The sequence below is a fragment of the Micromonospora cremea genome, assembly GCF_900143515.1.
GTDB classification, from domain to species: domain Bacteria; phylum Actinomycetota; class Actinomycetes; order Mycobacteriales; family Micromonosporaceae; genus Micromonospora; species Micromonospora cremea.
In genome coordinates this window covers 3,489,129-3,507,815 of record NZ_FSQT01000002.1, presented here as the reverse complement: position 1 = coordinate 3,507,815, position 18,687 = coordinate 3,489,129, and the positions used below count along the sequence as shown (strand labels likewise).

At 72.6% G+C, this 18,687-nt stretch carries 20 protein-coding genes and 2 pseudogenes; 7 read left to right on the top strand and 15 right to left on the bottom strand.

The window, feature by feature from the left end:
- Window positions 1-15: 15 nt before the first annotated feature.
- The 6 genes and pseudogenes from BUS84_RS29975 to BUS84_RS29950 form a co-directional block, all read right to left on the bottom strand.
- A complete protein-coding gene (locus BUS84_RS29975) occupies window positions 16-381 on the bottom strand; it encodes a VOC family protein (protein ID WP_208869763.1) in 366 nt (121 codons plus the stop codon).
- Between the two features lie 36 nt (window positions 382-417).
- Window positions 418-1,422 carry a methionine synthase gene (locus BUS84_RS29970; protein ID WP_074317618.1) on the bottom strand — a complete coding sequence of 335 codons (1,005 nt, stop codon included), beginning with the start codon at window positions 1,420-1,422 and terminating at the stop codon, window positions 418-420.
- A 64-nt stretch (window positions 1,423-1,486) separates the two neighbouring features.
- Window positions 1,487-2,560 (bottom strand): tRNA 2-thiouridine(34) synthase MnmA, encoded by a 1,074-nt coding sequence (gene mnmA, locus BUS84_RS29965; RefSeq protein WP_084757639.1) that lies wholly within the window; start codon window positions 2,558-2,560, stop codon window positions 1,487-1,489.
- Window positions 2,561-2,882: 322 nt separating this feature from the next.
- The gene (locus BUS84_RS29960; protein ID WP_074317615.1) at window positions 2,883-4,058 is read right to left on the bottom strand and encodes a cysteine desulfurase family protein; all 1,176 of its coding nucleotides are present in this window, start codon (window positions 4,056-4,058) and stop codon (window positions 2,883-2,885) included.
- Window positions 4,059-4,227: 169 nt separating this feature from the next.
- Window positions 4,228-4,887, bottom strand: coding sequence for a class F sortase (locus tag BUS84_RS29955; protein ID WP_074317614.1), 660 nt, complete (start codon window positions 4,885-4,887; stop codon window positions 4,228-4,230).
- Window positions 4,884-5,716 (bottom strand): annotated as a pseudogene (locus BUS84_RS29950) (DUF4397 domain-containing protein). Before BUS84_RS29950 ends, BUS84_RS29955 begins: the two are co-directional and overlap by 4 nt.
- A 231-nt stretch (window positions 5,717-5,947) precedes the next feature.
- Between BUS84_RS29950 and BUS84_RS29945 the strand changes: the two are divergent.
- Together BUS84_RS29945 and BUS84_RS29940 are read left to right on the top strand one after the other, a co-directional pair.
- Window positions 5,948-6,551, top strand: a pseudogene (locus tag BUS84_RS29945) (RNA polymerase sigma factor).
- The gene (locus BUS84_RS29940) at window positions 6,505-7,302 is read left to right on the top strand and encodes an anti-sigma factor (protein WP_074317613.1); all 798 of its coding nucleotides are present in this window, start codon (window positions 6,505-6,507) and stop codon (window positions 7,300-7,302) included. The pseudogene BUS84_RS29945 and the gene BUS84_RS29940 overlap by 47 nt, the downstream one beginning before the upstream one ends.
- 161 nt (window positions 7,303-7,463) lie before the next feature.
- Here the strand turns inward: BUS84_RS29940 and BUS84_RS29935 are convergent, their stop codons facing one another.
- The 4 genes from BUS84_RS29935 to BUS84_RS29920 form a co-directional block, all read right to left on the bottom strand.
- A complete protein-coding gene (locus tag BUS84_RS29935; protein WP_074317611.1) occupies window positions 7,464-8,423 on the bottom strand; it encodes an electron transfer flavoprotein subunit alpha/FixB family protein in 960 nt (319 codons plus the stop codon).
- Window positions 8,424-8,438: 15 nt separating this feature from the next.
- Window positions 8,439-9,218, bottom strand: coding sequence for an electron transfer flavoprotein subunit beta/FixA family protein (locus tag BUS84_RS29930; RefSeq protein WP_074317608.1), 780 nt, complete (start codon window positions 9,216-9,218; stop codon window positions 8,439-8,441).
- Between the two features lie 199 nt (window positions 9,219-9,417).
- A complete protein-coding gene (locus tag BUS84_RS29925; RefSeq protein ID WP_074317607.1) occupies window positions 9,418-9,831 on the bottom strand; it encodes a hypothetical protein in 414 nt (137 codons plus the stop codon).
- Window positions 9,828-10,625, bottom strand: coding sequence for a GNAT family N-acetyltransferase (locus tag BUS84_RS29920; RefSeq protein WP_074317605.1), 798 nt, complete (start codon window positions 10,623-10,625; stop codon window positions 9,828-9,830). Before BUS84_RS29920 ends, BUS84_RS29925 begins: the two co-directional genes overlap by 4 nt.
- A 41-nt stretch (window positions 10,626-10,666) precedes the next feature.
- Here BUS84_RS29920 and BUS84_RS29915 point away from each other — a divergent pair, with 41 nt between their 5' ends.
- From BUS84_RS29915 to BUS84_RS29905, 3 genes are read left to right on the top strand one after another with little or no spacing between them, the layout of a single operon-like run.
- Window positions 10,667-11,059, top strand: coding sequence for a YidH family protein (locus BUS84_RS29915; protein ID WP_074317604.1), 393 nt, complete (start codon window positions 10,667-10,669; stop codon window positions 11,057-11,059).
- Window positions 11,056-11,361, top strand: coding sequence for a DUF202 domain-containing protein (locus BUS84_RS29910; protein ID WP_074317602.1), 306 nt, complete (start codon window positions 11,056-11,058; stop codon window positions 11,359-11,361). The genes BUS84_RS29915 and BUS84_RS29910 overlap by 4 nt, the downstream gene beginning before the upstream one ends.
- Window positions 11,362-11,388: 27 nt before the next feature.
- Window positions 11,389-11,805: a PLD nuclease N-terminal domain-containing protein gene (locus tag BUS84_RS29905; protein ID WP_074317600.1), complete on the top strand. Its 417-nt coding sequence runs from the start codon at window positions 11,389-11,391 to the stop codon at window positions 11,803-11,805.
- Between the two features lie 39 nt (window positions 11,806-11,844).
- Here BUS84_RS29905 and BUS84_RS29900 read toward each other — a convergent pair whose 3' ends face one another.
- Complete coding sequence (locus tag BUS84_RS29900) at window positions 11,845-12,654, bottom strand: ABC transporter permease (protein WP_074317599.1); 810 nt, start codon at window positions 12,652-12,654, stop codon at window positions 11,845-11,847.
- Window positions 12,655-12,752: 98 nt separating this feature from the next.
- On the opposite strand from BUS84_RS29900, the gene BUS84_RS29895 reads away from it, so the two are divergent.
- Window positions 12,753-13,865 carry an RNA-guided endonuclease InsQ/TnpB family protein gene (locus tag BUS84_RS29895; RefSeq protein ID WP_074317597.1) on the top strand — a complete coding sequence of 371 codons (1,113 nt, stop codon included), beginning with the start codon at window positions 12,753-12,755 and terminating at the stop codon, window positions 13,863-13,865.
- Window positions 13,866-13,984: 119 nt separating this feature from the next.
- Here BUS84_RS29895 and BUS84_RS29890 read toward each other — a convergent pair whose 3' ends face one another.
- The 3 genes from BUS84_RS29890 to BUS84_RS29880 all read right to left on the bottom strand — a co-directional run bounded on the left by BUS84_RS29890 (window position 13,985) and on the right by BUS84_RS29880 (window position 17,642).
- Complete coding sequence (locus BUS84_RS29890; RefSeq protein WP_074317595.1) at window positions 13,985-14,959, bottom strand: ATP-binding cassette domain-containing protein; 975 nt, start codon at window positions 14,957-14,959, stop codon at window positions 13,985-13,987.
- A 170-nt stretch (window positions 14,960-15,129) separates the two neighbouring features.
- On the bottom strand, window positions 15,130-16,752 hold the full coding sequence (locus BUS84_RS29885; RefSeq protein WP_074317593.1) for an acetolactate synthase: 1,623 nt from the start codon (window positions 16,750-16,752) through the stop codon (window positions 15,130-15,132).
- 116 nt (window positions 16,753-16,868) lie between these two features.
- Window positions 16,869-17,642 carry an enoyl-CoA hydratase/isomerase family protein gene (locus BUS84_RS29880; protein ID WP_074317590.1) on the bottom strand — a complete coding sequence of 258 codons (774 nt, stop codon included), beginning with the start codon at window positions 17,640-17,642 and terminating at the stop codon, window positions 16,869-16,871.
- A 98-nt stretch (window positions 17,643-17,740) separates the two neighbouring features.
- On the opposite strand from BUS84_RS29880, the gene BUS84_RS29875 reads away from it, so the two are divergent.
- Window positions 17,741-18,220 carry a DUF6232 family protein gene (locus tag BUS84_RS29875; RefSeq protein ID WP_074317588.1) on the top strand — a complete coding sequence of 160 codons (480 nt, stop codon included), beginning with the start codon at window positions 17,741-17,743 and terminating at the stop codon, window positions 18,218-18,220.
- 10 nt (window positions 18,221-18,230) lie between these two features.
- On the opposite strand, the gene BUS84_RS29870 is transcribed toward BUS84_RS29875, so the two are convergent.
- Window positions 18,231-18,632, bottom strand: coding sequence for a nuclear transport factor 2 family protein (locus BUS84_RS29870; protein ID WP_074317586.1), 402 nt, complete (start codon window positions 18,630-18,632; stop codon window positions 18,231-18,233).
- Window positions 18,633-18,687: the final 55 nt, after the last annotated feature.

The following is an 18,687-nucleotide window of genomic DNA, read 5'->3' as shown; positions in this document are numbered from 1 at the left end:
CGGCCCACACCAAAGTCAGTCCCAGCAGAGGCAGAACGGGTGGCCGGCAGGGTCGACGTAGACCCGGAAGTCCGCGCCCCCGCCCGGCAGCCGGCGGGCGCCGAGCGCGAGCGTCGCCTTCTCGGCGGTCTCGATGTCGTCCACGGTCACGTCGAGGTGGAACTGCTGCGGGCGCTCCGGATCCGGCCAGGCCGGCGGACGCAGATTGAGCGCCCGCTGGAACGCCAGGCGCGGCTGGTGCCCGGGCTGGCCGCCCAGCACCACCCACTCGTCATCGGAGTCACCCTCGACCAGGGGCACGCCGAGCAGCTCCGCGTAGAACGCCGCCAGCGCCTGCGGATCCGGGCAATCGATCACCACTGTACGTAGCTGTCCAATCATGACCGTCATCCTGCCCACCGAGTACGACAGGAAACCTCAGTCCTCGGCGAGCCGCCGGCCGGCGTCCCGGCACGCGGCCAGCACCACCCGGACGTACTCCGGGCTGGCCCCGGCCAACCCGCAGGCCGGGGTGACCACCACCTGCTGAGCGAGCTGCCGGCGGGGAAAGCCGAGCCGGTCCCAGAGCTGGCGCACCCGGTCGGCCACCTGCGCGGAGGTCGGCGCCTGGCCGGTCGACGGCGGCCGGGTCGGCACGGCCCCGGCCAGCAACCCGAGGCCGGCGTCGATCGCCTCACCCAACGGGTCCAGCTCCGTGAGCAGGTCCAGGTCGAGGGCCACCCCGGCGGCGCCCGTCGAACGGATCAACTCCAACGGCACGTCCGGGGCGCAGCAGTGCACCACGGTCGGCACGCCGGCCGCGTCGACGACGGTGCGCAGCAGCGCCGCCGCGTCCGCCGAATCCACCGCCCGGTACGCGCCCAGCCCGCTCTCGGTGGGCACCCGCCCGGCCAGCACGGTCGGCAGCGACGGCTCGTCCAGCTGGAGCAGCACCGAAGCGCGGGGCAGTCGCCGGGCGACCGCCGCGACGTGCGCGCGCAGCCCCTCGGCGAGGGAGCCGGTCAGGTCGCGGACCGCGCCGGGGTCGCGCAGCAGTCGGCCGCCGATCGGCAGCTCCAGGGTCGCGGCCAGGGTGAGCGGGCCGGCGGCCTGCACCTTGATCGGGCCGGCGTACCCCTCGGCCTGCTCGGCGAGCTGGTCCAGGTCGCGTTCCATCAGGTCACGGGCCCGGCGCAGGTCGCGGCCCGGGCGCGGGGCGACCCGCCAGCGCCCCGTGTACAGCTCGACGGGCAGCTCGACCAGCAGCCCCGCGGTCCGACCGATCAGGTCGGCTCCGGGGCCGCGGGCCGGCAGCTCGGGAAGGTGGGGCAGCGCGGGGAGCTCGCCGAGGACCACCCGCTGGGCCTCGGCGATGTCGGTGCCGGGCAGCGAACCGATGCCGGTTGCCGCGCCCACCGGCCAGGGCCACACCTGATCTGTCACGGCGGAAGGGTATCCGGTATGCCGGCCGCCCGGGCCGCGACGGCCAGGGCGACGCTGTGCCGGGTCAGCCGGTGATGGTGGCGGAGCCGAGGACCACGTCGCCGGCCGGGTCCGGCCGGTACGCCACCACGGCCTGGCCGGCGGCGACGCCGCGTACCGGCCGGCGCAGCTCGGCGTGGAGGGTGGCGCCGTCGAGGGCCACGGTGGCCGGCACCACGTCGCCGTGCGCGCGCAGCTGCACCTCGCACTCGACCGGCGCGTCCGGGCGTGGGCCACCGGTCCAGACCGGCCGTTCGGCACGCACCTCGGACACCTCCAGCGCCTCGGCCGGGCCGACCGTCACCGTGTTGGTCTTGGGGGTGATGGAGAGCACGTAGCGCGGCCGGCCGTCCGGGGCGGGCCGGTCCAGGTGCAGCCCGCGGCGCTGGCCCACCGTGTACGCGTACGCGCCGGTGTGGCTGCCGACCACCGCGCCGGTGCTCGCGTCCACCACGTCGCCGGGCGCCTCGCCGAGCCGTCCGGCCAGGAAGCCGCGGGTGTCGCCGTCGGCGATGAAGCAGATGTCGTGCGAGTCCGGCTTGTCGGCCACCGCCAGGCCACGCTCGGCAGCCTCGGCGCGGACCTGCGCCTTGGTCGAGTCGCCGAGCGGGAAGATCGACCGGTCCAGTTGCTCGCGGGTGAGCACGGCCAGCACGTACGACTGGTCCTTGGCCACGTCGACGCTGCGTCGCAGCAGGCCGTCCGGGCCGAGGCGGGCGTGGTGGCCGGTGACCACCGCGTCGAAGCCCAGGGCCACCGCCCGGTCCAGCACCGCGGCGAACTTGATCTTCTCGTTGCAGCGTAGGCAGGGATTCGGCGTACGACCGGCGGCGTACTCGGCGACGAAGTCGTCCACCACGTCCTCGTGGAACCGGTCGGCCATGTCCCAGACGTAGAACGGGATGCCGATCACGTCGGCGGCCCGCCGGGCGTCCCGGGAGTCCTCCAGGGTGCAGCAGCCGCGCGCCCCGGTCCGGTACGTCTGCGGATTGCGGGCCAGCGCCAGGTGCACACCGGTCACGTCGTGCCCGGCCGCCACCGCCCGCGCCGCCGCCACGGCCGAGTCAACCCCGCCCGACATCGCCGCCAACACCCTCACCAGCTGACTCCCTTCCCTCCTCCAGCCTATCCACCCCGCCCCGCGACCCCACCAACGCCGCACCCCGAGCCGCCCGCCGCCACCCCGAGCCGCCCGCCGCCACCCGCCGCCACCCCGCGCCGACCCCGCCGACCGCCCTGCGACCTCGCCCTTGCCCCGCGCGCCGACCGCGCGCCGACCCCGCCCCCGACCGTGCGCCGACCCCGCTCCGTCGATCTAGGGCGAATCGTCGTGATCAGAGATCACTCCACGACGATTTGCCCTAGATCGACGGGTGCAAGGGCGGGCGGGGCCGCAGGGGCGGGGCGGGGGCGGGGTGGGGTCAGCGGGGGGTGCGGAGGGCGGCGGCTCGGCGGGCGCGGCCGACGGCGGCGGGGAGGGCCGCGATGAGGGCGTCGATGTCGTCCTGCGTGCTGGTGTGGCCGAGCGTGAAGCGCAGCGAGGAGCGGGCCCGGTCGTCGTCGGCGCCCATCGCCAGCAGTACGTGCGAGGGCTGGGCCACCCCGGCTGAGCAGGCCGAACCCGTCGAGCAGGCGATGCCCTGGGCGTCGAGCAGGAGCAGCAGGGCGTCTCCCTCGCAGCCCGGGAAGGAGAAGTGCGCGTTGCCGGGCAGCCGGTCGACCGGGTCGCCGTTGTAGATCACCTCGGGCACCGCCCGGCGGACCCGCTCGATCAGGTCGTCGCGGAGCGCGGCCACCCGGGCCGCGTACTCCTGCTGGCCCTTCACCGCCGCCTCGACAGCGACCGCGAAGGCGACGATGCCGGCGGTGTCCAGGGTGCCGGAGCGGACGTCGCGTTCCTGCCCGCCGCCGTGCAGCAGCGGTGTGGCCGCCACGTCCCGGGCGAGCAGCAGCGCGCCCACCCCGGTCGGACCACCCAGCTTGTGCCCGGTGACGGTCAGCGCGGCGACGCCGCTCGCGGCGAAGTCGACCGGCACCTGCCCGACCGCCTGGATGGCGTCGGTGTGGAACGGCACGCCGTGCTCGGCGGCGACGGCGGCCAGCTCGGCCACCGGCTGGACGGTGCCCACCTCGTTGTTCGCCCACATCGCGGTGACCACCGCCACCCGGTCGGCGTGCGCCGCCAGCTCGGCGCGCAGGTCATCCGGGTCGAGCCGGCCGGCTGCGTCCACCGGCAGCCAGCCCACCTCAGCTCCCTCGTGCTGGGCCAGCCAGTCCACCGCGTCCAGCACCGCGTGGTGCTCGACGGCGCTGGAGACCACCCGCCGGCGGTCGGGGCCGGCTCCGCGGCGTGCCCAGAAGATGCCCTTGACCGCGAGGTTGTCGCTCTCCGTACCGCCACCGGTGAAGATCACCTCGGACGGCCGGGCACCCAGCACGGCTGCCACCCGCTCGCGCGACTCCTCGACCCGCCGGCGGGCACGGCGACCCGCCGCGTGCAGAGAGGACGCGTTGCCGACCTCGCGGGCGGTGGCGACGTACGCCTCCAGTGCCTCGTCGAGCATCGGAGTGGTCGCCGCGTGATCCAGGTAAGCCATCACCGTTCAGCCTACGGCCGACAGGTCGGAGACCGGATGGCGGAGGGGACCTGCCGGACCCGCGGCCCCGCTCGACGCGGTAGGGCCGGGGCGGAAGGAGGTTCCTCTCCCCACCCCGGCCCGAGGTCCACTGCGGGGCCGGCAGCCCCGGGTGGCCCGGCGCGTGCGGTCAGGCGGGAACCGCCGTGACGACGATGTTGTCGCGGTACCTGCGGGCCTTGGCGTCGAACGGCCCACCGCAGGTGATCAGGGTCAGCCGCGGCTTGCCGTCCCGGGCGAAGTACCGGTCCAACGGGATCCTGGTCTTGACGTACTCCTCCCGGGCGACGACCCGGTACGGGCGTGCCTTGCCGTCGCTGCCGGTCGCGGTCAGGGTGTCGCCCCGGTCCAGCTCGCGCAGCCGGAAGAACGCGCCTGCACCCTGCTCGGCGCTGTCCACGTGTCCGGCGATGACCACCGAGCCGGCACCCGCCTCCAGGCCGGGGCCGTACCGGTACCAGCCGATCTGGTCGACGCTCGGCGGCACCTCGAAGTCGTTGGTCCGTTGGTTGACGCCGACCGCGTTGACCGTGGCGGTGACGTCGATATCCGGGATCACCAGCCGGACCGGTGGGACGATCGCCGCGTCGGCTGGCAACTCCCCGGCGGTCACCGGGACGGATGTCGTGGCGGCGGCCGGCGGATTCGGGGTGGCGCTGGCCAGCGCGCTCGCCTCCTCGGCGCCCACGTCGTCGGCAGGCTGGGAGCCGCACGCCACCAGGGCCGCGACGGTGAGCGCGGCAACGCCGGCGGCCATGGCCGCCAGCGCGCCGCGGTTGCGCACCGTCACCGGCGACCGGTCCGGGCGGTGGCCGCCCGCACCCCGCCGCCGAGCAGCAGCAGGACGCCGGCACCGGTGAGCACGTACCACCAGGTGTCCACGCCGGTGCCAGCCTGACCACCGTCACCGCTCGGCACGCCGCCCGGGGCGGAGTGCCGGCCGGTGATGGTCTGGGCCACCACGTCGAGGGTCTTGCCCTCGGCCGAGCCGATCGCGTAGACGATCGTCGCGGTGCAGTCCCTGAGGTGGAGGTCCGCCGGGCCGATCGCCACGGTGTCGGTGCCGGCGAGCACCACATCCGCCTGCACGCTGCCCGCGTCGACATCGCCCTTGGCCTCGTTCGGGTTGGTCAGATCCTCGAAGACCGGGGTGTGCCACCGGCGCGGACCTCCACCGCCGGGGCGGCGGCGGTGTGCCGCACGATCAGCCGGGCCTTGCCGGCGTCGACCTTCGAGACGTCGTTCACGAACGGAGTGATCTTCGGCTGGCCGGCGGCGTCGAGGTGCGCCGCGATGCTGATGTTCGCTCCGCCCGGCACCGCGGCGTTGTCGACCGTGAGGATCGCGCTGCCGACCGGCTCGCCCGGCTTGGTGAGCGCGATGTCGTACTCGCCCTCCTCGAGGTTCAGTGGGCCGGCCACGTCACCGGGCTTGAAGTTGTCCAGGGTCTTCTCGCCGTTGACGTAGACGTCCACCGGGGTGTCCGGGATGCCGTGCACGACGGAGACCTGCGACGTGGCGGCGTAGGCGGGGGTGGCGGTGAACGCACCGACGCCGACGAATGCCAGCGCGGCGACGGCGCCGCCCGCGGCGACCCGACGGAAGTACGAGAGCTGCATGTCTGCCTCCTGCTGATTGGTGCTGATTCGTCAGGCCTGGCTTGCAGAACGGGTTACGCCGGCTCCGCGCTGGGCGGATGCGACCCGGAGGCGATTTCTTTTTCCGGCCACGTCCGCATCCGGACCGGGTCCGGGGAACGAAGAGCGGGGTGAGATGACATCGACGGGGAGAGTGGGGCGGGGGCTGTGGGAGTTACAGTCGGGCATGCCCCATCGAAGGCGAGCCGCCCGATGACGGCGTCAGGACAGGAACCGGACCCCCCCGGTGGACGACCTCGCCCTCCGGTTCCGCGCCGGCGACGACGTCGCGCTCCGCGAGCCGTACGACCGGTACGGCCGGGCCGTGCTGCACCTGGCCACCTCCATGCTGGCCAACCGCAGCGACGCCGAGGACGTGACCCAGGCGACGTTCGTGGCGGCCTGGCTGGGGCGGGAGACCTTCGATCCGGCCAAGGGTTCGCTGATCGGTTGGCTGCTCGGCATCGGCCGGCGCAAGGTGATCGACCGGATGCGGGCCACGGCGCGGGAGACCCGGGTGGTCGAGATGGTCCGTCAGCTGCCCGAGCCGGCGCAGACCGGTCCCGATCCGGACCGGGTGGTGGATCGGCTGGTGGTCGCCGACGAGCTCGCTCGCCCACCGGACGACCAACGACGCATGCTGGAGCTGGCCTTCTACGACGATCTGACACACCAGCAGATAGCCACGGCGACCGGAGTGCCACTGGGCACCGTGAAGAGTCACATCCGGCGCGGCATGGCGAGCTTGAAACGCAGATGGGAGGTGGACGGTGCAGCACCTGGACCACGACCGGCTGGTCTTTCTGGCGCTCGGTGAGAGCGAGGCGGCCAACGGAGAGAGCACCCACCTCGACACCTGCGCGCACTGCCGGCTGGAGATGGAGACCCTCCAGCAGGTGGCCGGGCTCGGCGCCGAGACGCAGGGGCTGGCTGACCTGCCCGACCCGCCGGAGCACGTCTGGCAGGGCATCGCGGCGGAGATCCGGGCGGCGGAGGGCCTGCCGTCGCTGACTCCGCGTCAGCAGGTCGCCGAGCCGGTCGACGGCACGGCGGACCTGCCGACGACGCGGGAGTCGGCCGGCCGGGAAACGGCGGCCGCCCGGTCCCGGGGCCGCCGGCGCGGTGGCTGGTCCCGCTGGGCGGTCACCGCGGCGACCGCGGTCGCCGCCGCGGCGATCGGTGTGGTGGGCACGGTCGCCGTGCTGCGATCGGACGACCCGACGCCCGCACCGACGCAGCCAGTGGTGGCCAGTGCGCCGCTGGCGGCGTACGGATCGACGCCGTTGGACGCCAGGGGCGACGCCCGAATCTTGCAGAACGGCCAACTACATCTGCACGTGGCGAATCTCCCGCGCGTGCCGGGGTACTACGAGGTCTGGCTCATCAACCCGACGACGATGCAGATGTTCTCGGTCGGCACCCTCGGTGGCGGCTCGGACGCCCTGCTACCACTGCCCCCCAACGTCGACCTGGGCAGCTACTCGGTGGTCGACGTCTCCGCCGAGCAGTACGACAACAAGCCCGCCCACTCCGGCGACAGCCTGCCGAGGGGCACCCTGACGGGCTGATCGGCGGGCCGGATCAGCTCCCCGGCCCGCCGATCAGCTCCCTTCTCCACCGGCCGCGACCAGATCCACCGGTACGACGCAGAGAGTGGCCGCCCGACGGTGGGCGGCCACTCTCTGCGTCGTGCTGTCCGGGGGCTGCCGAAGCACACCCCCGGAGTCGGTCACTTGCGCTTGCGGATCTCCTCGGCGGCCTGCGGGACGACCTTGAACAGGTCGCCCACCACGCCGAAGTCGGCCAGCTCGAAGATCGGCGCCTCGCCGTCCTTGTTGACCGCGACGATGGTCTTCGAGGTCTGCATGCCGGCGCGGTGCTGGATGGCACCGGAGATGCCGAGCGCGACGTAGAGCTGCGGGGAGACCGTCTTGCCGGTCTGGCCCACCTGGAACTGATGCGGGTAGAAGCCGGAGTCGACCGCGGCGCGGGACGCGCCGACGGCGCCGCCGAGCAGGTCGGCCAGCTCCTCGACCAGCTTGAAGTTGTCGGCGTTGCCGACGCCGCGACCGCCGGAGACGACCACGCCGGCCTCGGTCAGCTCGGGGCGGGAGCCCTTCTGCTCGGCGACCCGGTCGACGACCTTGGCCAGCTTGTCGGTGTCGGTGACCGACACGGTGAGCTGCTCGATCGCCGGGGTGGCCGCTGCCGGGGTCGGGTTGACCGAGTTGGGCCGGACGGTGACCAGCGGCAGGCCCCTGGTGACCTTGGACTTGACGATGGTGGAGCCGGCGAAGGCGACCTGCGTGGCGGTGCCGTCGGCGTCCAGGCCGACAACGTCGGTCAGGATGCCGTTGTCCAGCTTGACGGCGAGCCGGGCCGCGATCTCCTTGCCCTCCTGCGCCGATGCCAGCAGCACGGCGGCCGGCTGCACCCGCTTGACCAGCTCGGCCAGCACGGTGGCCTTGGGAGCCACCAGGTAGCCGTCGATCTCGTCACCCTCGGCGGCGTAGATCTTCTCCGCGCCGTACTCGCCCAGCTTGGCGCTGAGCGCCTCCGCGGCGCCGGAACCGCCGAGCACCACCGCGCTCGGGGTGCCCAGCTCGCGGGCGAGGGTGAGCATCTCCAGGGTGACCTTCTTGACGCCGAATTCCTTGGTGGCTTCGACGACGACGAGAACCTCAGACATGTCCAGACCCCGCTCTCACACGAACTTCTCGGTAGCGAGGAACTCGACCAGCTTGACGCCGCCCTCGCCCTCGTCGGTGATCTTGGCGCCGCCGGAGCGCGGCGGGCGCTTGGTGTGCTCGACCACGGCGCTGGTGGCGCCGTCGAAGCCCACCTCGGTCGGTGCGACACCGAGGTCGGCCAGGGAGAGCGTCTGCACCGGCTTCTTCTTGGCGGCCATGATGCCCTTGAACGAGGGGTAGCGCGGCTCGTTGATGGTGTCCCAGACGGAGACCACGGCCGGGGTGGCGGCGGTGACGACCTCGTAGCCCTCCTCGGTCTGCCGCTCGACGGTCAGCGTGGCGCCGTCGACGGTGAGCTTGCGGGCGCCGGTGAGCGCCGCGACGCCGAGCCGCTCGGCGATCATGTGCGGCATGACCTGGACCCGGCCGTCGGTGGACTCGGCGCCGCAGATCACCAGGTCGGCGTTGAGCTGACCGAGCGCGGCGGCGAGCACCTTCGAGGTGGCCACCGCGCAGGAACCGTGCAGGGCGTCGTCCACCACGTGCACGGCCTTGTCCGGGCCCATGGAGAGCGCCTTGCGGATCGACTCGGTCGCCCGGTCCGGACCCATGGTCAGGATGGTGACCTCGCCACCGTGCGCCTCCTTGATCTTCAGCGCCTCCTCGATGGCGTACTCGTCCATCTCATTGATCACGTTGTTCGCCGAACCGCGGTCGACGGTGTTGTCGTCATTGCGCAGGTTGCGGTCCGCGCCCGAATCAGGCACCTGCTTGACGAGTACGACGATATTCATCGCGCTTCGACGACCCTCCTGTGTGGTGTTGCGATTCGCTCGCCCGGTCTCGGGCGCAGCCTCGCGCGTCGGTCGACGCCCGGTCAACCGCGAGCTGCTGTGCGGTTGCCCACGGCGCAATGTTACCTGCCAGTAGGTTGCGCTCCCCGGGGCACTCAGAGTGACACAGCTCACCGACACCGGCAGCGGCGCGGGCCGGTCAGGCCGGGTCGGCCAGCGCTCCCCGGATCCGGTCGATGACCGCCGCCTCCGCCGCGGCCACCCCGTCGTGCGCCCGGGCCACCCGGTCCGCCGCGGTCAACACCACCGCGCGGTACGCGTCCACGTCCGCCGGTGCCTTCTCCCGCAGGATCCGCATCGCCCGGTCGAGAGCCGGCAGCACCACCGACTCGATCTCCAACTGGGAGTCCCGGGGCAGCCGGGGCAGCGGACCGCTGGTCAGCGCCTCCTTGACCACCCCGCTGGCGTCGGCCAGCGCGCCGGAGGCGGCGAGGCTCTCCCGAATCACGCCCAACATGCCCGGATCGGCATTGGAGACCAGGAAGACGGCCCCGAACGCGCCCGTCTTGAGGGTCAGCCGCTCCTCGTCCGTCAACCGCTGCTCCATGATCACGGAGTGTAGACGTACGGGGTGGTGGTGGTGACCGGGACGAGGCCGAGCCGCTGCAGAATCGGCCGGCTGTCCTCGGACGCGTCGACCTGCAGCAGCGTCCGGCCCCGCTGGTCGGCCAGCCGCGCCCGGTAGGCGACCAGCGCCCGGTAGATGCCCTTGCGACGCCACTGCGGCAGGGTGGACCCGCCCCAGAGGGTGCCGAAGCCGGTGTTCGCCGGGAAACGCACCCACCCGGCACTCACCACCGTCTCGCCCGCCTCGGCCACCACCACGGTGATCGAGTTCGGATCGGCGTCGATCTCCTTGACCAGCCCCCGGACCAGGTGCGAGCGGTCCGCCTGCCAGACCTCCTCCTCCATGGCGGCGATCCGCTCCAGGTCGGCCCGGGAGGTCACCTCACGCAGGCGTACCCCCTCGGGAGCGACCGGCAGCGCCGCCGCCAAGGCCGCGACCGGCCCGATCACCACAGTCTCCCGCTCCTGCGCCACGAAGCCCGCGGCGCGCAACCGGTCCGCCAGGTCCGCCGGCTCGTCGTGCTCGTTGAGCTTCCACTCCACCGACTCGCCGCGCTGGCGGAACAGCTCCACCTGCCGGGCGATCAGCTCATCCAGCGCGTCGCCGGTCAACCCGCCCAGGTCGCGGTAGGTGAGGAATCCACCGGCGTCGAGCCCGCAGATCCGGACCAACGGCCCGTCCCGCTCCACCGTCACCCCGGCCGGGACCGGGTCCGGGACCTCCGGGCGGAGCTGGTTGTCGTAGGCGGCGCGCAACGTCATCACGTCAAGGTCGGTCACCGGCTCAGGTTAAGCGGCAGGACAAGCGGATAATCGGCAGCGTGTGGGAAGCGATCAGGCGGTGGTTCGACCCGGCGGACCTACGGTCGGTCGGCGAGCCGCCCGACTACCGCTTCTCCCTGGCCAACGAGCGCACCTTCCTGGCCTGGCTGCGCACCGGCCTGGCGCTGGTCGGCGGCGGGCTCGCCGCCGCGCAGTTCCTGCCGCCGCTGCCGCTGACCCACCTGCGGGAGGTGATCTCCGTCGCGCTGCTGCTGCTCGGCGGCACCGTCGCCGTCCGCTCGGTGGACCACTGGGCGCGAACCGAACGAGCCATCCGGCTCGGTCAGGAGCTGCCCGCCTCCCGTTTCCCCGCCGTCCTCGCCCTCGCCGTCGGTGCCGGCGCGGTGCTGCTGGTGGTCGCTGTGCTGGCCCGGACGATCGGCGACGGGTGAGCGCCGGGCGCGACCCGGGGCTGCAACCGGAGCGGACCCGGCTGGCATGGCGGCGCACCATGCTGACGCTGACGGTGGTGACCGTGCTCGCCGTCCGCCTGGGCTCGACCGGCGACCCGACCGACGCGTCGATCGCCGGCATCGCCGCGCTGCTCTGGGGGGCCGTGCTCCTGGTCTGCTGGCCCTGGGGCAGCGACAGCGGGCCGGTGCGCACCGGCGGCCCGAGACTGCGCCTGGCCGCGCTGGCCACCCTCGGGCTCGCGCTGCTCGGTGCGCTGCTGGTGGTTCGCGGACTGTGGTGACGGGACCGGGTGCGCCATGATAGGCGTATGGCCCGGCTGTACGTACTCCTCTTCCTGGTGCAGATCGTCCTCGCGGTCTGCGCGCTGATCTCTTGTCTCTCCGCCGAGGAGGGCCAGATCCGCGCCCTGCCCCGGATCGCCTGGGTGCTGATCATCCTGTTCTTCCCGCTGGTCGGGTCGATCGCCTGGTTCGTCGCCGGTCGGGAGCCCGGCTCCGGCGCCCGCAAGCCCTGGCCGGCCGGCACCGGCTCCACCGAGCGGCCGCGCCGCCGCCCGGTCGCACCCGACGACGACCCGGAGTTCCTCCGCTCCGTGCAGGACCGCGCCCAGCAGCAGGACCAAGAACTCTTCCGCCGCTGGGAGGAAGACCTACGCCGGCGCGAGGACGACCTGCGCCGCCGCGACGGCGAACCGCCGCGCGAGGGTGACCGGCCGGAGGTGTGAGCGGGCTCGCGGCCGCGCCGGTGTCGGCGCCGCCGCGGGTCACACCCGACGCTTGAGCCCCCGCACCGCCAGCGGTGCGAAGATCACCGCGATGCCGGCGCCCCAGAGCAGCGTCTGGAGCACCGGGCCGGCGACCGGACCGGCGACCAGGAGCCCGCGCAGCGCGTCGGCCACCACGGTCACCGGGTTGACCTCCACCCAGTTCTGCAGCCAGCCCGGCATCCGGTCGGTGGGCACGAAGATGTTGCTGGTGAAGGTCAGCGGGAAGATCACCATGAAGCCGAAGATCTGCACCTTGTCCGGCTCGCTCACCAGCACCCCGACCAGCACCGAGATCCAGGACGCGGCCAGCGTGAACGCCAGCAGCAGCGCGAACGCCCCGACCACCCCGAGCAGGCCGTTGCCGACCCGGAAGCCCAGGATCGCCCCGACGCCGAGCAGCAGCGCGATCGACCAGGCCTGCTTGACGGTGTCGGCGAGGATCCGACCGGCCAGCGGCGCCCACCGGGCGATGGGCAGCGCCCGGAGCCGGTCGAAGACGCCCTTGGTGAGGTCGTTGTTCAGCCCGAACCCGGTCGTCATGGTGGCGAAGAGCGCGTTCTGCACCATGATGCCGGGCAGCATGAAGGTGAGGTACTCGCCGGAGGACCCGGCGATGGCGGTGCCGAAGACGTAGGTGAACAGCAGCACGAACATCACCGGCTGGATGCTCAGGTCGAGCAGCTCCATCGGGTTGTGCTTGATCTGCACCAGGCTGCGCCAGGCCAGCGTGAAGGTGTGCCGCAGACCGGCGGCGGCGCTGAGCCGGCGGGCCGGGGCCAGCGGAGCGGGCAGAGTAGCGGCGGTCATCGGGATCGCGGCGTGGACACCTCCGCTTTCAGGCGGAGGAGGAAACGCCGCTCCCTCCCCTCAATAATCGTCTTACAAAGTGGATTAGAATGTGAGGCGTGGGTGAGGTGGTGAAGCGGGCGTACAAGTACCGCTTCTATCCGGCCCTTGAGCAGGCTGAACAGTTGAATCGCACCTTCGGATGTGTGCGCAAGGTTTACAACCTGGCGCTGGAAGCGCGCACCCGTGCGTGGGCCGTCGACCGGCAACGCAGCACCTACGTGCAATCCTCGGCATGGCTCACCGAATGGAAACGCACCGAGGAGTTGGCGTTCCTCAACGAGGTCAGCTCCGTGCCCTTGCAGCAGGCGCTGCGGCACCTGCAAGCCGGGTTCGCCGCGTTCTGGGACAAGCGCTCGCGCTATCCGCGGTTCAAGTCCAAGCGTAAGTCCCGGGCGTCGGCGGAGTACACCCGCTCGGCGTTCCGCTGGCGTCACGGGCAACTCACCCTCGCCAAGATGGACACCCCACTGGACATCGTGTGGTCCCGGCCCCTGCCCGAGGGCACACAACCGACCACGGTCACCGTGTCCCGCGACGCGGCGGGTCGGTGGTTTGTGTCCCTGCTGGTGGAAGACTCCGCCGTCGCGGCCCTGCCGCCGGTGGGCGCTGCGGTGGGGATGGACGCGGGCATCACCAGTCTGCTCACCCTGTCCACCGGGGAGAAGATCACCAACCCGCGCCACGAGCGCGCTGACCGGCGCAAGCTGGCCAAGGCGCAACGCAACCTGTCGCGTAAGGCCAAGGACTCCGCCAACCGGGCCAAGGCCCGCCTTGCGGTGGCCCGGATCCATGCCCGCATCGCCGACCGGCGGCGGGATCACCTGCACAAGCTGTCGACTCGACTCGTCCGCGAGAACCAAACGGTCGTGATCGAAGACCTCAGCGTGCGCAACATGCTGCGCAACCACTCGCTGGCCCGCGCCATCTCCGACGCGGCGTGGACACACCTGCGCAACATGATCGAGTACAAGGCCGCCTGGTACGGGCGGACCGTGATCGCCATCGACCAATGGCACCCGAGCACGAAGACCTGCTCGGCGTGCGGTCGGATCAACACCGCGATGACCCTCGGCGTCCGCATCTGGACGTGCCCCGGCTGCGACGCCGTGCACGACCGGGACGTCAACGCCGCCCGCAACATCCTCGCCGCCGGGCTCGCGGAGAGATAAAACGCCTGTGGAGGGACGGTAAGACCCGACCCGCGTCAGCGGTGAAGGCGCGGCCCGGTGAAGCAGGAACCCCCTCGGGCGACCGAGGGACTCCCCGCCCTTCACGGCGGTGGAGGATGTCAAGCTGGCGTCCTTTCCAGATCGTCGGTGCTGGCCGGGGCGTCCTCGGCCCGGTGGCCGGTGAGGGAGAGGAAGACCTCGTCCAGGCTGGCGCCGCGCAGCGCCAGCTCGGCGACCGCAATCTCGGCGGCGTCGAGGCGGCTCACCACCGCGGGCAGCACACCGGGGTCGTTCACCGCGACGGTGACCGCGTTCTGGGCCACCTCGGGCGTCGCGCCGGACACCTCGGCGGCGATGGCGGTCACGGTGCCCAGGTCGGCGAGGTCGGACGGCCGCACGGTGAGGGTCTGACCTCCGGTCTTGGCCTTCAGTTCCTCCGGCGTTCCCTGCGCGATCACCCGGCCGTGGTCGACCACCGCGATCTCACCGGCGAGCTGGTCGGCCTCCTCCAGGTACTGGGTGGTGAGCAGCACCGTCACCCCGTCGGAGACCAGGGCGCGGACGATGTCCCACAGCTCGTTGCGGCTGCGCGGGTCCAGGCCGGTGGTCGGTTCGTCGAGGAAGAGCACCTGCGGCCGGCCGACCAGGCTGGCGGCGAGATCCAACCGGCGCCGCATACCGCCGGAGAAGGTCTTGGCGGCCCGGTCGGCGGCGTCGCTGAGCTGGAAGTCGGCGAGCAGTTGGCGGGCGCGCTGCTTGGCGTCGGCCCGGCTCAGCCCGAGCAGCCGGCCGATCAGCAGCAGGTTCTCCGCGCCGGTCAGGGTCTCGTCGACCGAGGCGTACTGGCCGGTCAGGCCGATCAGTTGGCGCACCCGATGGGCGTCGCGGACGACGTCGAAGCCGCCGACCGTGGCGTGCCCCTCGTCGGCGCGCAGCAGGGTGGCGAGCACTCGCACCGCGGTGGTCTTGCCGGCGCCGTTCGGCCCGAGCAGGCCGAAGACGGTCCCGGTCGGGACCGCCAGATCAACTCCGGCGAGGGCGGTGGTGGCGCCGAAACGCCGCACCAGGCCCTCGGCTCGGATCGCGTGGTCCATCGCAACTCCTGTCGTCTTCGGTGGGGACACCACCATGGGCGACAGGGCTGACATCCCGCCGATCCCCGGCTGACGTTACGACGACCGGCGCTGACATTCCGCTGATTTAGCTGCGGGACGACACCGCGCCGCCGCCCGCTGGGGGCGACGGCGCGGGTGGCGGGTGCGACTCAGGCCAGGTTCGACGAGCGGGGGTACGCGTCGGTCGGGTCGGTGAGCACGTTGACCAGGTACGGCACTCCGGCGTCGAACGCCCGTTGCAGGGCCGGCCCCAGGTCGGCGGCCTTGGCGACCGTCTCCCCCGCGCCGCCGAGCGCGCTGACCACATTGTCGTAGCGCAGCTCCGGCTGGAGGTCGGCGGCGACGTCGTAGCCGTACATGGCCCGCATCGGGTGCTTCTCCAGACCCCAGATGCCGTTGTTGCCGACGACGATCACCACCGGCAGCTTCTGGCGGACCAGCGACTCGACGTCCATCAGCGAGAAGCCGGCGGCCCCGTCGCCCATCAGCACGCAGATCTGCCGGTCCGGGTGACTGACCCGGGCGCCCATCGCGTAGCCCATGCCGGTGCCGAGGCAGCCGTACGGGCCCGGGTCCAGCCAGGTGCCGGGCTGGGCCGGCTCCAGGTACCGCCCGGCGTACGAGACGAAGTCACCGCCGTCGCCGATGGTGATCGCGTCAGGGGCCAGCACCCGGCGCAGCTCGCCGTAGATCCGCGCCGGCCGGATGGGGTCGGTCTCGGCGGCCATCTCGGCCGCGTCGCGGGCCCGGGCGGCGTCCTCGGCGGTGCGCAGGTCGGCGATCCAGCCGCTGTGGTCGGCCCGGTCACCCGCGTGGTCGGCCAGCGCGGAGAGGATTAGGCGCAGGTCGCCGGCGGGGGCGGCGGCCGGCTGCACGTGCCCGGCGCGCTGGCTGGGCGCGTCGACGATGTGCACCACCTTGGCCTCGCCGAAGTCGCCGAAGCTGAGCCGGAAGTCCAGCGGGGTGCCGACCACCACGACCACGTCGGCGCCGGAGAGCGCGGCCCGGCGGGCCTTGGCGAAGGCGAGCGGGTGCTCCGGCGGGAGCGAGCCTCGGCCCATGCCGTTGGTGAAGACCGGCACCTGCAACGTCTCGGCGGCCTCCCGGAGCGCGGCGACTGCGTCGCCGGCGTACACGTCGGAGCCGGCGATGATGACCGGCCGCTGCGCGGCGGCGATCAGCGTCGCGGCCCGGGAGACCTCGTCCGGGTCCGGCTCGACCGGGTCGATGCCGGTCGGGGCGGGCAGGTCGGCCTCGGCGACCGAGAAGACCGTCTCGAGCGGGAAGTCGAGGAAGGCCGGGCCGCGGTGCGGGGTGAGCGCCGCGGTGAGCGCCGCATCCACCGCGCGCGGGATGTCGTCGGTGCTGAACACCGTCTCGGCGTGCTTGGTGACCGGGGCGACCAGCGGCAGGTGGTCCATCTCCTGCAGGCTGCCCGAGCCCCAGCGGAACGCGGGCGCCCTGCCGCCGAGCACGAGCACCGGTGAAGCGTTGAAGAAGGCGCTGGTCATGCCCGAGATCCCGTTGGTGACGCCGGGGCCGGCGGTGAGCACGGCGAGGCCGGGGCGACGCTGGAGCTTGGCCACCGCCTCGGCGGCGAAGACAGCGGACTGCTCGTGCCGGACGTCGTAGATCGGGAAACCGGTCTTGTGCGCGGCGTCGTAGAGCGGGAAGACGTGCCCGCCCGAGAGGGTGAACATCTCGCGTACCCCGTGCGCCCGCAGCGCCGCGAGCGCCAACTCCCCGCCGTGACCTTCGACCCGCTCCGTCATCGCCGCTTCCCTTCGTCGCTTCTGACCGGAGGCCCACGCTACTGGCCGGTAGGCAGGATGTGAACCGTTCTCGGCTCACCGTCGGGCCGGCGTCGCGCACCGCCGGCCCCGCCCGGTCAGCGGCCCGTGAAGCCCGGCTTGCGCTTCTCGACGAATGCCGCCATGCCCTCGCGCCGGTCGTCGGTGGCGAACAGCGCCGCGAAGAGCTGACTCTCCCAGGCCAGGCCCGAGTTCAGGTCCATGTCGAGGCCGCCGTCGACCGCCAGCTTCGCCGCGCGCAGCGCCTGCACCGGCCCGGTCAGGTACGGCGTCACCAGCGCGACCGCCGCCTCGTACACCTCGGCGGCCGGGACGATTCGGTCGGCCAGGCCGATCCGCAACGCCTCCTGCGCGTCCACCATCCGCCCCGACATGATCAGATCCTTGGCGCGGGCCGGGCCGACCAGCCGGGCCAGCCGCTGGGTGCCGCCAGCACCGGGGATGATGCCCAACTTGATCTCCGGCTGGCCGAGCTTGGCGTCCTCGGCCACCACCCGCCAGTCGCAGGCCAGCGCCAGCTCGCAGCCGCCACCGAGGGCGTAACCGGTGATCGCGGCGACCACCGGCTTGGGGATCCGGGCGATCGCGCCGAGCGCGCTGGACAGGTTCGCGGCCCGGTCGGCCATGTCCACGTAGGACATTTCGGCCATCTGCTTGATGTCCGCGCCCGCGGCGAAGACCTTCTCCCCGCCGTACACGATGACGGCGCGGACCTGCGGGTCCGCGGTGGCCGCGGTCGCGGCGGCGCGCAACTCCTCCTGCACCTGGGTGTTGAGCGCGTTCATCGGCGGCCGCTCCAGCCGGATGGTGCCGATGCCGTCCTTGGTTTCCAGCCGAACGAACTCGCCCACGCTGCCCTCACTTCCTCGTCGAAGTCGCGTGCCAACCTTACGACCCGGCTCGTTTGGGTAAGTAGTCTGGTGTCAGCCCCGCGGGCGGGAGTTCAGCCATGATCACCTATTACGACGACAGGTCGGTGCAGGTCACCTCCACCGCCGTCCGAGTGGACGGCCGCAGCTACGCGCTGGCCGACATCACCATGATCTGGCACCGCCGGGGCAGCCGCTCCTGGCGGGTCCTCGTCGGGCGCGGTGCGATCGGCGCCGCGCTGGCCGGTCCGCTGGTCGCGGCCGTGCTCGGCATCGGCGTGGCCGTCTGGCTGCAACGCTCGCCCACCGTGACGATCGCGATCGTCGGCGCGTCGGTGCTGGTGGGGCTGGCCGTCGGCCCGATCGCCGACTTCCTTTTCGAACACCTGGACCGCTCGTACGCCCGGGGCAGCCGGCAACTGGAGATCTGGGCGCGCTGGCGCGGCCAGCCGGTGCGGCTGCTGCGCACCGGCGACGCGCTGCGCTTCGGTCAGATCTACCGGGCGGTGCAGCGCGCGGCCGAACGCAGCCAACCGGCCCGCCCCGGCAACCGCCGATAGCGGTCCCAGCTCATAACCGGATCGGCTCGTCCGGCAGCAGGTCGAGCCCGCGCAGCAGGCCATACAGGTCCTGCTCGCCCCAGAACTCGACGATCCGGCTCTGCGCAAGCCGGTACATCTTGCAGGCACTCTGCACGGCAGTGGCCCCGGTGGCGTCCCGCCGGTAGGTCTGCGCCACCGAGACGACGACCCGGTCGCCGGCCGCGAAGAGCTCGACGATCTCCTGGTCAAGCACCGTCAACCCGGGCGAGAGCACGGCCTGTTCCACGAAGTTCCGGCCCCGCACCGCCATGCCTGACCCGTAGATCCGGACGTCCTGCGCGACCACCGCGCGCAGCTCGGCGAGGTCCCTGGTGACGAACGTACGGAGGTAGCGGAGGACCGCCTCGGTATTGCGTTCCTGCTCGGACATGTCTCGACAAGCTACCCGGACGACCGTGTCCGCACCGACCGCCGACGGTCGCTTG